General features: G+C 57.2%; 10 protein-coding genes. 8 read left to right on the top strand and 2 right to left on the bottom strand.

The features are described 5' to 3' along the window. Nucleotides 1–18: 18 nt before the first annotated feature. From AC2ISB_RS04495 to AC2ISB_RS04510, 4 genes are all read left to right on the top strand, one after another. Nucleotides 19–3,156, top strand: a complete 3,138-nt coding sequence (locus AC2ISB_RS04495) for a methyl-accepting chemotaxis protein (protein ID WP_486576314.1) — start codon at nt 19–21, stop codon at nt 3,154–3,156. Nucleotides 3,157–3,232: 76 nt separating this feature from the next. Beyond that, a complete protein-coding gene (locus tag AC2ISB_RS04500; RefSeq protein ID WP_339107101.1) occupies nt 3,233–4,279 on the top strand; it encodes a protein-glutamate methylesterase/protein-glutamine glutaminase in 1,047 nt (348 codons plus the stop codon). Beyond that, nucleotides 4,276–4,788 (top strand): chemotaxis protein CheD, encoded by a 513-nt coding sequence (locus AC2ISB_RS04505; protein ID WP_339107102.1) that lies wholly within the window; start codon nt 4,276–4,278, stop codon nt 4,786–4,788. The genes AC2ISB_RS04500 and AC2ISB_RS04505 overlap by 4 nt, the downstream gene beginning before the upstream one ends. A 16-nt stretch (nt 4,789–4,804) precedes the next feature. Further along, complete coding sequence (locus AC2ISB_RS04510) at nt 4,805–6,154, top strand: ATP-binding protein (RefSeq protein WP_406720631.1); 1,350 nt, start codon at nt 4,805–4,807, stop codon at nt 6,152–6,154. 17 nt (nt 6,155–6,171) lie between these two features. Here AC2ISB_RS04510 and AC2ISB_RS04515 read toward each other — a convergent pair whose 3' ends face one another. Beyond that, nucleotides 6,172–7,578, bottom strand: coding sequence for an MFS transporter (locus AC2ISB_RS04515; protein WP_486576317.1), 1,407 nt, complete (start codon nt 7,576–7,578; stop codon nt 6,172–6,174). 98 nt (nt 7,579–7,676) lie between these two features. After that, nucleotides 7,677–8,816 carry a tRNA 2-thiouridine(34) synthase MnmA gene (gene mnmA, locus AC2ISB_RS04520; RefSeq protein WP_339107105.1) on the bottom strand — a complete coding sequence of 380 codons (1,140 nt, stop codon included), beginning with the start codon at nt 8,814–8,816 and terminating at the stop codon, nt 7,677–7,679. Nucleotides 8,817–8,942: 126 nt separating this feature from the next. Between mnmA and sciP the strand changes: the two genes are divergently transcribed. The 4 genes from sciP (at nt 8,943) to recG (ending at nt 14,443) form a co-directional block, all read left to right on the top strand. Further along, entirely contained in the window at nt 8,943–9,221 is a 279-nt protein-coding gene (gene sciP / locus AC2ISB_RS04525) for a CtrA inhibitor SciP (protein WP_339107106.1), read from the top strand. A gap of 95 nt (nt 9,222–9,316) precedes the next feature. Further along, nucleotides 9,317–10,024: a response regulator transcription factor CtrA gene (gene ctrA, locus AC2ISB_RS04530; RefSeq protein ID WP_339107107.1), complete on the top strand. Its 708-nt coding sequence runs from the start codon at nt 9,317–9,319 to the stop codon at nt 10,022–10,024. Between the two features lie 205 nt (nt 10,025–10,229). Further along, nucleotides 10,230–12,353, top strand: coding sequence for an NAD-dependent DNA ligase LigA (ligA, locus tag AC2ISB_RS04535; RefSeq protein WP_486576319.1), 2,124 nt, complete (start codon nt 10,230–10,232; stop codon nt 12,351–12,353). Next, nucleotides 12,353–14,443, top strand: a complete 2,091-nt coding sequence (gene recG, locus AC2ISB_RS04540) for an ATP-dependent DNA helicase RecG (protein WP_339107109.1) — start codon at nt 12,353–12,355, stop codon at nt 14,441–14,443. Before ligA ends, recG begins: the two co-directional genes overlap by 1 nt. The last annotated feature ends 65 nt before the right edge of the window (nt 14,444–14,508 follow it).

Below are 14,508 nucleotides of genomic sequence, written 5' to 3' on the forward strand. Positions count from 1 at the left end.
CCGAGTGGAGGCTGCTGTATGAGAGTTCTGGATAATGTGAAGATCGGGGTGAAGTTGCCCCTGATTCTTTTTACGATTGCTTTGGTTGCACTTTCCGTCATGGCCCTGACCGCCTATCGGGATTCCCGGCATTTGCTGGAACAGGCCGCGACGGAACGTCTTATGCATGTTGCACAGGTGCAGGCTGACCGTGTGAATGAATGGGAAGCCGATTTCCGGACCGAGGTAAAAGACAGCATCGCATCCGATTTCATGCGCGATACGCTGCGGGATTTCCAGAATTCGTGGACGCGTCTTGGGGAGGGTGCCGCAGATCAGGTGCGGAGCGCTTATGTCGAGGGCAATGCCTATCGGGCGGAGGATCGCTGGAAGCTGACTGCGGCGGCGGACGGGTCCTTGTATTCGAAGCGCCATGAAAAATACCATCCGATGATTTTGCAGCAGGCGAAGCGTGCGGGCTTTTCCGACATCTATCTGATTAGTGCGGAGGGGGATGTCCTGTATTCGATCGAGAAGGCGGATGACTTCGGCACGAATTTCGTGACGGGCCCCTTTGCCGATAGCAAACTCGGTCAACTGGTGCAAAAGGCGCTGAAGGCCAGCACCGAAAATCCGCAGATCTCCGAAGCGACGATCCATGAAACGGATCATGCGGGTGTTCTGTCCTATTTTATGGCCGCTCCGATCCTTGATCATGCCGGCAACCCAAAAGGTGCGCTTGCATTTGAAATTCCGCTTTCGGGGTTGAATGCCATTCTGGCAGACGGGCGCGGATTGCAGGAGACCGGTCAAAGCTATCTTGTTGACCAGAATATGAAATATCAGAATAATCTGCGCCTGTCGCAAGTGCCGACGGTCATGCAGGCTGCGCCCGAAAATCCGGCGATCACGCGTGCTCTGGCGGGAGAAAGTGGCACGGTGGATGCCGCTGGTGTACTGGATGGCAGTGATGCGACTGCTGCGTTCCTGCCGATCAGTTTCATGAACCATCCGGCGGCGCTGATCGTCGAACAATCCGACAAGGAACTGTTCTCGCCGATTATTGCGCTGGCGAAATCGATGAGCCTGCATGGAGCAATCGTTCTGGTCGCTTTGGTCCTGCTGGCCACCCTTATGGCGCGCAGTATTTCTAAGCCGCTGGTACGGCTGAAAGACACGATGGATCGGCTGGCGGCTAAGGATTACGATCTTGTCGTGCCCTTTACCCGCCGCAAGGACGAGGTCGGGCGGATGGCTGTGGCACTCGAAGACTTCCAGATTGCGCTGGCGACGGCAGAGGCGGCGTCGAAGGATGTGGCGCTGAAAGGGGCGGCCTTCAATGCCGGATCGTCCTCGATGATGATGGCCGATACGAATTTCAATATCAGCTATGTCAATCCCGCGATGACGCATCTGATCGAAAATCGTCTGGAAGATTTCCAGGTGCTCGATCAGACCATCGAAGCAGATACCATGGTTGGCCGCTCGATCGATACGTTCCACAAAAATCCGCAGCGTATCCGCGATTTCCTTGCCGATAGCGCCAACCTGCCTTACTCGGCCAATCTCAAAATCGGTCAGGCCCAGTTTGCGCTTGGCATCTCCGAGGTTGTCATGCCGGGCGAGGGGCGCATCGGTTATGTGGTGGAATGGCGCGATATTACGGAAATCGGTATGTCGCGTGCCATTCTGAAAGCGCTTGATTCCGCACAGATGCTGGGCGAGGCCGATCTGAACGGTCGTATCAGCAGCGTGAACGAGAATTATTGTAAGGCTGTCGGCATCTCCGCCGAAGAGTTTATCGGTCGTCCCGTTGTGGATGTCACCAGCACCGTGGACAGCGAATTCACGATTGAGGATGTTGCGCAACGGGTGATGAGCGAAGGTGTATCCGTGACCGGTACGTGGAAAATTTCTGCGGGCGACGGGCGCGACGCGATCTCGGAGGGGATTATCGCACCGGTTCACGACGAGATGGGGGATGTGGTCAAGGTTGTCTTTATCGGCAGCGACGTAACGACGTCCCGTAAGGAAATCGCGCGTGCAGCAGAACAAACGCAAGAGACATCCCGCCGGCAGGCCAAAGTTGTCGAGACCTTGCGCGTGGGGCTAAGTGCGCTCTCCGATGGTAATCTCACGGCCAAGATTGCGGAGCATCTGGGCGATGAATACGAGGAGCTTCGGGCGGATTTCAACACGGCTGTCGACCGTCTGGCAGAGGCAATGCGGGTCGTGATCGACAATGCGGTTGCCATTGATAACGAAGCGCGCGAAATCTCGAATGCGGCAGAAGATCTGAGCCGTCGCACCGAGCAGCAGGCGGCTACGCTTGAAGAGACCGCAGCAGCGCTTGATGAGTTGACTTCTTCTGTGGCCAGCGCGTCCGACGGGATCAATGAAGCCGATCGCATCGTGATGCAGGCTCGCAAAGACGCGGAAAGCTCCGGCCAAGTTGTGCAGCAAGCTGTTGAAGCAATGGGTGAAATCTCGGAAAGCTCGCAAAAGATTTCCAAGATTATCAGTGTGATCGACGATATCGCCTTCCAGACCAACCTCCTTGCCTTGAATGCGGGTGTCGAAGCGGCACGGGCCGGAGAAGCGGGGCGCGGTTTTGCTGTGGTGGCATCGGAAGTGCGGGCGCTTGCGCAACGATCTTCGGAAGCGGCGCGCGAGATTGACGGTCTGATCACGGCATCTTCCGATCAGGTCAGCCGCGGCGTCGGGCTGGTCGGGCAGGCCGGAAATGCTTTGGAGACGATCCTTCATTCCGTAACGGATATCGCCGAGCGGGTGGGACGTATCGCGACATCGGCAAAAGAGCAGGCCTCCGGCTTGTCCGAGATCAATACTTCGGTCAATCAGCTCGATCAGGTGACTCAACATAACGCAGCAATGTTTGAGGAAACGACGGCGGCAAGCCAATCCCTGAGTCAAAGTGCGAATGCTCTCAACGAGACAACGCGACGCTTCTCCATCGATAATCACGCAAAACCGGCGGCAGCTTCAGCCAAGCCTGCACCCAAGGCTGTCGCGTCCAAAGCGACAGGAACGCCTGGGACGGCTGCTAAGCCTGCGTCTAAGCCCGCTATGCCTAAAGCTTCGGTGCCAGTGGTTGAAGGAAATCTCGCCCGTCAGGTGCCGCCGGCACCGAGCAGCGATGATTGGGAAGACTTTTAAAACAGGTTTGGGGATCCCCCAAACCCTATTCAAAAAGACTTAGAACGTCACTTTTTGACGGCAAGAAAGGCAAGAAATGAGTGCCAAACGTGTTTTGATTGTCGATGATTCTCCCACAATTCGACAGCTGATTCGAGCTCAGCTGCAGGGAGATTCACGTCTGGTGGTGGTGGGTGAGGCCTCTGATCCCTATGATGCTAGAGAAAAGATCAAAGCTCTAGCGCCTGACGTGCTGACACTGGATGTCGAAATGCCCCGTATGAACGGTTTGGAGTTTCTTGAGAAGATCATGCGTCTGCGTCCGATGCCTGTCATTATGGTATCAACGCTGACGCAACGTGGATCGACAAAGGCGATGGAGGCTCTGTCTTTGGGCGCTGTCGATTGCATCGGCAAGCCGAAATACGGCAACCCTATCGAGGCTTTCGGCATCCTGCCGGACCTGCTGGTCGCGGCCGCAGACGCGCGCCTGCGTTCTGGCCCGCGCAAAAAAGTCGAACCTGCAAGTGGATTTACTTGGAACGGTAAGGTCATCTTGATCGGTTCGTCGACGGGCGGCGTCGATGCTTTGGAAACGGTTCTGTCGGGTTTCCCTGCGAATTGTCCACCGACCCTGATTACGCAGCATATGCCGGAAAGTTTTCTGGCAAGTTTTGCCCGTCGTCTGCAGGGATGTATCGCGCCGAATATGGGCTTGGCCCGAGATGGCCTGCCTTTGACACAGGGCAATGTCTATCTTGCGCCAGGAGGGGAGTATCATCTTGCGGTAAAACCCGGTGAACCGGCCCGTTGCCGGCTTGAGGCAAGCGAGAAACGGAATGGTCATCGTCCTTCGGTCGAGGTTCTGTTCGATTCAGCTGTGCCTATGGCCTCAAAGGTCGTTTCTGTCATGCTGACCGGCATGGGGCGCGATGGTGCGGACGCGATGCTGCGCCTGCGGCAGGCTGGTGCACGGTGCTTTGCGCAGGACTCCGCAACAAGCGTGGTCTATGGCATGCCGCGCGCTGCGGTTGAAAATGGTGCGGCAGAAAAGGCTGTTCCCTTGGGGCGGATTGCGTCGACAGTTCTAGCACAATGCGGGCGACAAACGGCCGCCGTCGAAAGAGGGGGGCGTTTCGCATGACGATGATGGGGATCGGTCGCCCGAAGCACATCTCTCAGGGCGAGTTTGCTGTTGGGCGGGTCGAGGGCATGTCTATCACGACAATTCTCGGCTCCTGCGTTGCGACCTGCCTCTATGATGAACATAGCGGTGTTGGAGGCATGAACCATTTTCTTTTGCCGGAAGGGACTGGCTCTACCGCCAGTTTCGGCGTGAATGCGATGGAATTGCTGATCAACGAGATCATCAAGAACGGCGGACAACGGACCACCTTGAAAGCGAAGGTTTTTGGCGGTGCGCGGATGATCGCAGGGCTTTCTGATGTTGGCGCGAAAAATGGTAGCTTCGTTTTGGACTTCCTGCGGCGGGAAGGGATTCAATGTCTTGGGCAAAGTCTTGGTGGCACGCAGGCTCGCCGGGTCGAATTCTGGCCGAATGGTGGGCGCGCGCGCCAGCGCCTTCTGGGCGAGGCGCAGGTGATCGAAACGCCGCCGCCGCCGCCGCCGAGCAATGATGTCGAACTGTTCTGAGCGAAATGGCCCCATTATGAGTTCACGTGAAGCCGGACATTCCATAGATTACAGGCGTGAAATTGATCGTCTGATGCGTTTGGAGTTCGGCTCGCGCAGTGAACTCGTTTTGCGATATCTTGCTGTGTTTAATGGTGGTTTGACACTGCACTTCTATTTGCAGTGGACCTCTGCTCTACTATGGATGCCGGTCTATTTCGCATTGCAGGCGCTTTATTACGTTTTCTTGCGTAGTCGTGCGCCGGTATGCACGGCCAGAGACACAACGATTGCTTCTATCTTGTTTCTGGTCTTGCTCGGCTGGTTCAGCTGGCTTCCTGCGCTGATGCTGCTTGAGCAGGATACGGCCTTGCGGATCAGTGCGGCGGCAGGGCTGGGATGCCTGATGGTGTTTCTTATCCGGCGGAGCGACCGTCTGAAACTGATGATCTATGGCGAAATCGTTATGATCACCCTGATTCTTGGGGCTGTTGCGTTTCTGGTGTTGCCGCAGGTTCCGTCGCTGAGTGCCAAATCAGCCATGCTGGTCTGTTGTGCTGCGTTGATTGTCTATTTTGCGAATGCTTTGTTGGAAGGCCGGAAAATGCGCCTTGACGCAGAGCGAGCATCCGAGCGGACTTTACAGGCTCAGAAGATGGAAGCTGTCGGCCAGTTGGCTGGGGGGGTCGCACATGATTTTAACAATATCCTCACTGCGATCATCGGGAACCTCGATCTGTACGAGCTGACCGAAGATCGCCCCGAGCGGGATGATATGGTGCACAATGCGCGAGAAGCGGCACAACGCGCTGCAACCTTGGTGCAGCAACTGCTGGCTTATTCGCGCAAGTCCAACCTGCAAGCGGAGCCGCGCGATATCGAAGTCATGCTGGAGCGTGTGCGGGTTCTGGGCGCGCGGCTTATACCGGCGTCCATCTCGTTGGAGGTGATCAATTCTCCTCGGCGTAACTGGGTAAAGGTCGATGAGACCCTATTGATGACGGCGTTGATCAACCTGATCGTGAATGCCCGCGATGCTATGCCGAAGGGTGGTCGGATCCGGATTTCTGCCGATCATAGATGTTTCGAGAGCCCCGAATTGATGGCAGACGGTTATGTTCTGCCTGCGGGAAATTATGTGGAGCTAACCGTTGCCGACACCGGGACCGGCATTCCTGAAACCGTGCTGGATCATGTGCTGGAGCCGTTTTTCACGACAAAGCCCGTGGGCAAAGGTTCAGGGCTTGGCTTGCCGATGGTGTTGGGATTCGCGCGTCAATCTGGCGGGGGGTTGAGTTTGCGCAGCTCTGCCGCCGGGACCCATGTCTCGGTCTATCTGAAAGAAGTGGAAGCGCCGCTTAATCTGGTTGCCAATCGGGCCGCATAGGCGCGACGCCCGTATGGTCATGCAGTGCGTTTGAGGTGACGTAAAGATGCTCCGTCGGTTGTTTTCAATCGGCTGAAAATCAGGATGGCCAAAGGCCCGGTGGTGGCCACAATCGCGAAGCCTAGAGTAAAGGCGTGCAATGGTATGGCACTATTGCTAATTTCGGCACCGGTTGCGAAGGCAGAAAGTTCCAAAGCACCACCGGCCAGCGCGATTCCCAAAGTCAGCGAGACCTGTTGGGCGACCGCTGCAAGCGAGGAGCCGCGGCTCATTTCTTGCGGATCCAGATCGGCAAAAGTAATGGCATTGATCGCGGTGAAAGTCAGTGCTTGCGCGACGCCTCCGATTAAAAGCAATGGTACAAGATACCAGTCATAGGGGCTGGTGACGGTTCCAAACCCCAACAGGCTCGCGGCACGGACGCAGGTGCCAAGGATCAGCATGCTGCGAAATCCGAACCGGTCGACAACCTTGCCGGAAAATCCCCTGATGGAGAGTGCGCCGACCGCGGTCAAACCGGCAAGCGCCCCCGAGGCGAGAATGGACATTCCTAGGCCAAGCTGGAATAGCAGAGGCAGCAAAAGCGCAATGGCGCCGTTGCTCAGGCGGAAGGCCGTGCCGCCCCAGATGCCAATGCTGAATGTCCGGTGCCGGAAGAGGTTCGGGTCGAGAAGAGCGTCGTTGCGGTGACGGGCGCGCAGGGCATAGGCCACCATTAAACCCAAACCGGTCAGGCTCAGCCCAAGGGCGACGGGCAGGGGCATGATATGCTCGCCCAAGGCGCTTAGCCCTGCCATAAGGGAGCCCAAGCCGATGGCCGAGATGAAAAAACCCAGTATGTCGAACCGCTTCGGGGGGGCGGGGGTGTCATGCGGCAGGTGGCGGAATGCCAGAGCCAGCGCGAAAGACCCGAGCGGGATGTTGATCAGGAAAATCCAGCGCCAGCCAAGTGTTTGGGTTACTACCGCGCCAACCAGCGGTCCGAGGGCTGGACCGATCAGCGCGGGGACGGTCAGATAGACCATCGCTTTGACCAGTTCCTGCCTGTCGGTATTGCGCAGTACGATCAGGCGACCGACAGGGGTCATCATCGCGGCCCCTGCGCCCTGCAAGGCGCGTGCCAGAACCAGGCCAAGTAAGGTGGATTGATTTGCGCAGAGTGCGGAGGCGCCGATAAACAGAAGCATGGCAAGGATGAAGGTGCGGCGCGCTCCGAACTTATCGGCGATCCAGCCCGAAATCGGCACCAATGCTGCAAAGGCAATGAGATAGGTGGTCATCGCCATTTTCAGCGATAGCACCGCAACATCGAGGTCCCGCGCCATCACCGGAAGGGCGGTCGAGAGCACTGTCGCGTCGATCAGCTCCATTAGAAGAGCGAAGGCGATGGTCAGGGGGAGAATGTTTTCGCGGAGTTTTTGCATGATCGGGCTTTCGTCAACATCGCGATCCTAGCGCCCGAACCCCTCCTGTCCATGACAGGGCTGCACAGGAGGGTGTGCTTTGACGATTTCGGGCCCCGTTACCGGCCCTTCCAGATCCAACCGCCGCCGAAGATCCGGCTGTCATCATTGGAGTAGAAGACGCAGGCCTGACCGGGCGAGACGCCTTCTTCCGGTACGATCAGCTCGACCTCCGCTTCGGTCGCTGAAATCGGGCGAATGATGGCAGCACGCGGTGGACGGGTCGAACGGACCTTGACCGAAACATGCCATTCCTTGCGCGACGTGAAGGGCTCGTCGCCGAGCCAGTTGATCTCGCGCACCGGAATCGTGCGGGTGGCCAAGGCCTCTTTCGGTCCCACGATCACACGGCGATGATCGGGGTCGAGTTTGACCACGTAGAGCGGGTCGGCCATGCCACCAATTCCAAGACCGCGTCGCTGGCCGATCGTGTAATGGATCACGCCGCGATGTTCGCCCAGAATATTGCCGTCCATATCGACAATCTCGCCCGGATCGGCGGCACCCGGACGCAGTTTTTCGATTACACTGGCATAATTGCCGTTCGGAACGAAGCAAATGTCCTGACTGTCGGGCTTGTCGGCAACCGGCAGGCCGTGTTTTGCAGCCAAAGCACGGGTTTCGGCCTTGGAATGCAAATGTCCAAGCGGGAATCGCAGGAAAGAAAGCTGTTCGGGTGTGGTCGAGAACAGGAAGTAACTCTGGTCACGATTCGAATCGGCTGCCGAATGCAACTCGGGACCATTCGGCCCCATTTTGCGCTGGATATAATGCCCCGTCGCCATACAATCGGCATCCAGATCCTTCGCGGTTTCCAGAAGATCCTTGAATTTGACGCGTTCGTTACAACGGATACAGGGGACAGGGGTTGCTCCGCCAAGATAGGCATCGGCAAATTCGTCGATCACCGCTTCTTGGAAGATGTTTTCATAATCAAGCACATAATGCGGGAACCCCATCGTTTCCGCCACGCGCCGCGCGTCATGGATATCACGTCCGGCACAGCAGGCACCCTTTTTGGCAAGCGCGGCCCCGTGATCGTATAGCTGCAACGTCACCCCCACGACATCATAGCCCTGTTGTGCCAATTCCGCGGCCACGACAGAGCTATCGACGCCGCCAGACATGGCGACAACGACTCGCGTGTCCTCGGGGCGCTTGGCAAAACCAAGCGAATTGAGTGGCATATCCTTGCTCATGGAAAACGTCCCTTAACCAGGTCCGCAGAAATATAGGAAAATCCTACCTATTCTCAAGGGTTAGTTTCACCCGTCGTTAAGACCCATCCGTCACATTCTAGAGCATCGAAGTGAAGGGGTGTGCCCATGTATCTGAAAAAAGTCGATGGTCCGCGGTCTATCACACTGCCTGATGGTACGATTTTGACCCGTGCGGACCTGCCACCTGCCGAAACGCGCCGTTGGGTGGCGTCGCGTAAGGCTATTATTGTTAATGCGGTCTCTCATGGTCTGATCACGCGCAGTGAAGTGTTGGAGCGCTACGATCTGTCCGATGAGGAACTCGATATCTGGACCCATGCCGTGCAAAAACACGGTCTGGCGGGGTTGAAGGTGACTGCTATCCAGAAATTCAGACAACCCTAGGAGGAATTGAATAAATTAACGTTCTAGGGTAATAGTGTGTTAACCATTTGGTGCGAGGGTTCCAATAACCAAGGAATTAATGCGGAGAACCGAATATGCGGATTTTGTTGGTGGAGGACGATCCCACGACGTCGCGAAGCATTGAGTTGATGCTGACTCATGCCAATCTCAACGTCTATTGCACTGATCTTGGTGAAGAAGGGATCGATCTCGCCAAGCTGTATGACTACGACCTGATCCTGCTTGACCTGAATCTGCCCGATATGAACGGGCATGAGGTTCTGCGGCAGTTGCGCATGTCGAAGGTCGATACCCCGATCCTGATCCTGACCGGTGCTGATGATACCGAGAACAAGATCAAGGGGTTCGGGTTCGGTGCGGATGACTACATGACCAAACCCTTCCATCGCGAAGAGTTGGTCGCCCGCATCCATGCGATCATCCGTCGCTCGAAAGGGCATTCGCAATCGGTGATCCGCACGGGTAAGGTCTCTGTCAATCTCGACGCCAAAACCGTGGAGGTCGAGAATAAGCCGGTCCATCTGACTGGCAAAGAGTATCAGATGCTCGAACTTCTGAGCCTTCGTAAGGGGACGACGCTGACCAAAGAGATGTTCCTGAACCATCTCTACGGTGGCATGGACGAGCCCGAATTGAAGATTATCGACGTTTTCATCTGCAAGCTTCGTAAGAAGTTGGCGGATGCAACTGGCGGGGAGAATTACATCGAGACCGTCTGGGGCCGTGGCTATGTGTTGCGCGATCCCGATCCGGGCGAGATGGAGCGCCGCGTCGCCGTCTAAAATCGACTCAGTGTCGCGTATTCCTTGTTTGATCTGAGAAGCCGCATGAAAATGCGGCTTTCTCATTTTGTTAGCGGTATTTTTTAATCTGTAACATGAAGTTCGTATCTGTGTATTTCACGGCTGTTTGGGTGCGGTGGCTGGACGTGAGGCGGAGAAGGCCATATTTGTGACGCGCGCGATGTAGCAAGATAGAGAGCCCGCCATGAATTCTTCCGCCATTCCCCCCGGTGATATGACAAAAGATACGGCGGCGCGCGAGATTGCGGACCTATCAGCGCGGCTTGAGCGGGCGAATACGGCGTATCATACGCAGGATGCGCCGGAGATCTCTGACGCCGAATATGATGCGTTTAAACGCCGCCTTCTTGCATTGGAGGCGCAATTCCCGGATCTGCAACGTGGCGACAGCCCGTCCCAGAAAGTAGGCGCGGCCCCGGCGGAAGGGTTTGCGAAGGTCCGGCATGAACAACGGATGATGAGCTTGGGCAATGCCTTCGAGGATGAAGATGTCGAGGATTTTGTCCGCGGCATCCGGAAATATCTCGGATTGGCAGCGGATACGCGCTTGTCTTTTACCGCAGAGCCAAAAATTGACGGGCTATCGCTTTCGTTGCGTTATGAAAAAGGTGTGCTTGTTTACGCTGCAACGCGTGGCGATGGGGAAACGGGTGAAAACGTTACGGAAAATGCGCGGACGATCCCCGATATTCCGCAGCATTTGAAAGATGCGCCGGATCTGCTTGAGGTGCGCGGCGAGGTGTATATGGCGCATGACGATTTTGCGGCGCTCAATATCTCGCAAGATGAACGGGGCGAGAAACGTTTTGCCAATCCGCGGAATGCCGCCGCAGGGTCGTTGCGCCAGCTGGATCCGCGGGTCACCGCACGCAGACCATTGAAGTTTTTTGCCTATGCTTGGGGGGTGCTGTCGGCACCTCTTGCAGATAGCCAAAGCGGAGCGATCAAGCGTTTGGCCGAACTTGGTTTTTCGACAAATCCGCTGACCAAGACCTGTTCCGGATCGGCGCAGATGATTGCCCAGTATCATGCGATCGAAGCAGATCGGGCGATGCTCGGCTATGATATCGACGGTGTCGTCTATAAGGTCAACGACCTTGCGTTGCAGGCTCGGCTGGGCTTTCGTTCGACAACGCCGCGTTGGGCGATCGCACATAAATTCCCTGCCGAACTGGCATGGACCCAACTTGAGAAGATAGAGATTCAGGTGGGGCGGACTGGTGCGCTCAGTCCCGTGGCGCGTCTGACACCGGTCACGGTTGGAGGTGTGGTTGTCTCCAACGCGACCTTGCATAACGAAGACTATATTGCAGGGCGCGATTCGAAAGGCGAAGAGATCCGTGGCGGGCGCGACATCCGCGAGGGGGATTGGGTGCAGGTTTATCGCGCAGGCGATGTGATCCCGAAAATTGCGGATGTGGATCTTGCGCGTCGCGCGGAAGGTCTGCAACCCTATGAATTTCCTTCGAAATGCCCTGAATGTGGTTCGGACGCCATTCGCGAGGAAGGGGATGCGGTGCGTCGGTGCACCGGCGGATTGATCTGTCCGGCGCAGCAAGTTGAAAAGCTCAAGCATTTTGTCTCGCGCGCTGCGTTCGATATTGACGGGCTTGGCGCCAAACAGGTTGAGGCGTTTTATGAAGATGGCTGGGTCAGGGAACCTGTCGACATCTTCACTCTGCGGGACAGATATGGGCCGGGTCAGGTGCGGCAATTGAAAAATCGCGATGGTTGGGGGGAGAAATCCGCGCTCAAACTGTTTGACGCGATTGACCAGCGGCGTGATATCGCGCTTGCGCGTGTGATCTTTGCTTTGGGGATCCGTCATGTGGGAGAACAGACCGCGACGTTGCTGGCGCGCCATTATGGCACATGGCCGTTTTTCGAAGCCGCAATGACGCAGGCCGATCCGAAAGGCAATGCAGCCTGGGAGGATCTGCTTGGCATTGACGGTGTTGGCAAGGTTCTTGCCGAAAGTCTGGTGAGCACCTTCCATCAGGAAGCCGAGCGCGGGTCGATTGACCGTCTGATCGCGCAGCTTCGGGTGCAAGAGGCCGAAAAGCCGAAAAATAATAGCGAAATCGCAGGGTTGACGATCGTATTTACCGGAACGCTTGAAAAGATGACACGTTCGGAAGCCAAGGCGCGGGCTGAGGCGCTGGGGGCAAAAGTGGCGGGGTCCGTGTCGAAGAAGACCGATATCCTTGTGGCCGGTCCGGGGGCCGGATCCAAGGCAACCAAAGCGGCAGATCTTGGTGTGCGGGTGATTGACGAGGATGCGTGGCTGGTTATGGCCGGGCAAGGCTGATGGCAGGTCGGCCCGAGAGTCTTTTCCCGCTATTCGGTAAGCTTGAAAGCTTGCCCGGTATCGGCCCGAAGCTGGCACAGACATTGACACAGGCTGGCCTCGAAAAGCCGCGTGATCTGCTGCTCACTTTGCCTTACAGCCTGGTCGATCGCCGTCCGGTGCCCACGGTGGCGGGGGTGCCGCACGGGCAGGTCGTGACGACCGAGGTAACGGTTCTGCGCCATGTGAAGGCGGCGCGGGCGGGGGCACCTTCGCGGGTGATCGTTGAAGATGCGCAGGCCGAGATCACGCTGGTCTTTTTTCGGGGCAATGACCAATGGTTCCAGAAGCAGCTTCCTTTGGGCGAGCGGCGGATCGTTTCGGGGAAGGTCGAAATCTACGAGGGCCGCGCGCAAATCGTACATCCGGATTTCATCCTTCTGCCTGAGCAACTTGAAGAGATTCCGCGCTTCGAGCCGATTTACGCTCTCTCTGCGGGGATCACGCAGAAGGTCATGGGCAAGGCCACCGAAGGAGCGCTGGCCTTGTTGCCCGAGCTTCCCGAATGGATCGATCCCAACCTGAAAAAGCGTGAAGATTGGCCGGATTGGCACGTGGCCATGCAGGCGGCGCATCATCCGGAAGATCTTGCGCACTGTATGCCGCAGTCGCCGGCGCGTATGCGGCTGGCGTATGACGAGTTGTTCGCGCATCAGCTGACCTTGGCTTTGGCGCGACGTAATGCCAAACGCAAACCGGGGCGGGTGACGCGCGGTGATGGCCGTTTCTCCGCGCGCATTTTGCAAAATCTGCCCTATGCGCCAACTGGCGCGCAGACCCGTGCGGTTGCCGAAATTCGGGGCGATATGGCCTCTGATCGCCGCATGAACCGTCTGCTTCAGGGGGATGTCGGGGCGGGGAAAACGTTGGTGGCATTGCTGGCCTTGGTCACAGCGGTCGAGGCGGGAGGCCAATCCGTTATGATGGCCCCGACCGAGATTCTGGCGCGCCAGCATATGGAGGGGATTGCGCCTCTTGCCCGCGATGCGGGGGTGCGGGTCGAGCTTTTGACGGGGCGCGATAAGGGTGCGGATCGTGCGGCCAAGCTGGAAGATCTTGCCGCAGGGCGCATTGATATCTTGCTCGGCACCCATGCCGTTTTCCAGAAAGATGTGCATTTTCATGACCTTCGCTTTGTGGTCATAGACGAGCAGCATCGCTTTGGCGTGGCGCAGCGGATGGAATTGGGGGCTAAGGGGCAGGCGGTCGATATTTTGGTCATGACGGCGACGCCGATCCCGCGCTCTCTGGCACTGACCCAATATGGCGATATGGATGTTTCGGTTCTGGACGAAAAGCCCCCTGGCCGGACGCCGGTCAAGACCGCGTTGATCGCGGATGAGCGTCTGGCAGAGGTCGTTGCGCATCTGACGCGCGCGGTAGACGAGGGGCGTCAGGCCTATTGGGTATGCCCGTTGGTCGAAGAAAGCGAGAAATCGGATCTGCAATCGGCTGAAGAACGGTTCAAACATCTGCGGGCGGCCTTGGGGGATGAGGTGGTCACCTTGGTGCACGGGCAGATGTCTCCGTCCGAAAAGGACGCGGCGATGGCAGAATTTCTATCGGGGACGAAACGTGTTCTGGTGGCGACCACTGTGATCGAGGTGGGGGTCAACGTGCCCAATGCCTCGATCATGGTGATCGAGCGCGCCGAGAGTTTCGGGCTTGCGCAGTTGCACCAGTTGCGCGGACGGGTCGGGCGCGGGGCTGCGGCCTCAACCTGTCTTCTGATGTATCGCGCGCCCCTGACAGAGACCGGCGAGCGGCGACTGAAGGTGTTGCGCGATAGCGAGGATGGCTTCCGGATTGCCGAGGAAGATCTCGCGTTGCGTGGTGCGGGCGATATGATCGGCACCGCGCAATCGGGGCTTCCACGGTTTCGCGTGGCCGATCTGGAACGTCAGGCGGGGTTGATGGCGACCGCGCAAACCGATGCGCGCGCGCTTCTGGAAGGGGACCCCGGGCTTGAAAGCGAGAGGGGACGCGCAGCCAGAACGCTGCTTTGGTTGATGGAGCAGGATCGCGCAATCAAACTGATTTCCGTTGGGTAACCCTAAGCTTGGTAAAAATGTTCTTTACTTGTTCTCTTTTTAATGAGAACAAAAGAGCAACAGAA

The organism is Thioclava sp. NS-SX20 (assembly GCF_057380695.1).

Bases quoted from the DNA above. Each gene is read 5' to 3' on its own strand.
- AC2ISB_RS04505 (WP_339107102.1), top strand. From the start codon at position 4,276: ATGACGATGATGGGGATCGGTCGCCCGAAGCACATCTCTCAGGGCGAG.
- AC2ISB_RS04495 (WP_486576314.1), top strand. From the start codon at position 19: ATGAGAGTTCTGGATAATGTGAAGATCGGGGTGAAGTTGCCCCTGATT.
- AC2ISB_RS04500 (WP_339107101.1), top strand. From the start codon at position 3,233: ATGAGTGCCAAACGTGTTTTGATTGTCGATGATTCTCCCACAATTCGA.
- mnmA (WP_339107105.1), bottom strand. From the start codon at position 8,816: ATGAGCAAGGATATGCCACTCAATTCGCTTGGTTTTGCCAAGCGCCCC.
- recG (WP_339107109.1), top strand. From the start codon at position 12,353: ATGGCAGGTCGGCCCGAGAGTCTTTTCCCGCTATTCGGTAAGCTTGAA.
- AC2ISB_RS04515 (WP_486576317.1), bottom strand. From the start codon at position 7,578: ATGCAAAAACTCCGCGAAAACATTCTCCCCCTGACCATCGCCTTCGCT.
- ligA (WP_486576319.1), top strand. From the start codon at position 10,230: ATGAATTCTTCCGCCATTCCCCCCGGTGATATGACAAAAGATACGGCG.
- sciP (WP_339107106.1), top strand. From the start codon at position 8,943: ATGTATCTGAAAAAAGTCGATGGTCCGCGGTCTATCACACTGCCTGAT.
- ctrA (WP_339107107.1), top strand. From the start codon at position 9,317: ATGCGGATTTTGTTGGTGGAGGACGATCCCACGACGTCGCGAAGCATT.
- AC2ISB_RS04510 (WP_406720631.1), top strand. From the start codon at position 4,805: ATGAGTTCACGTGAAGCCGGACATTCCATAGATTACAGGCGTGAAATT.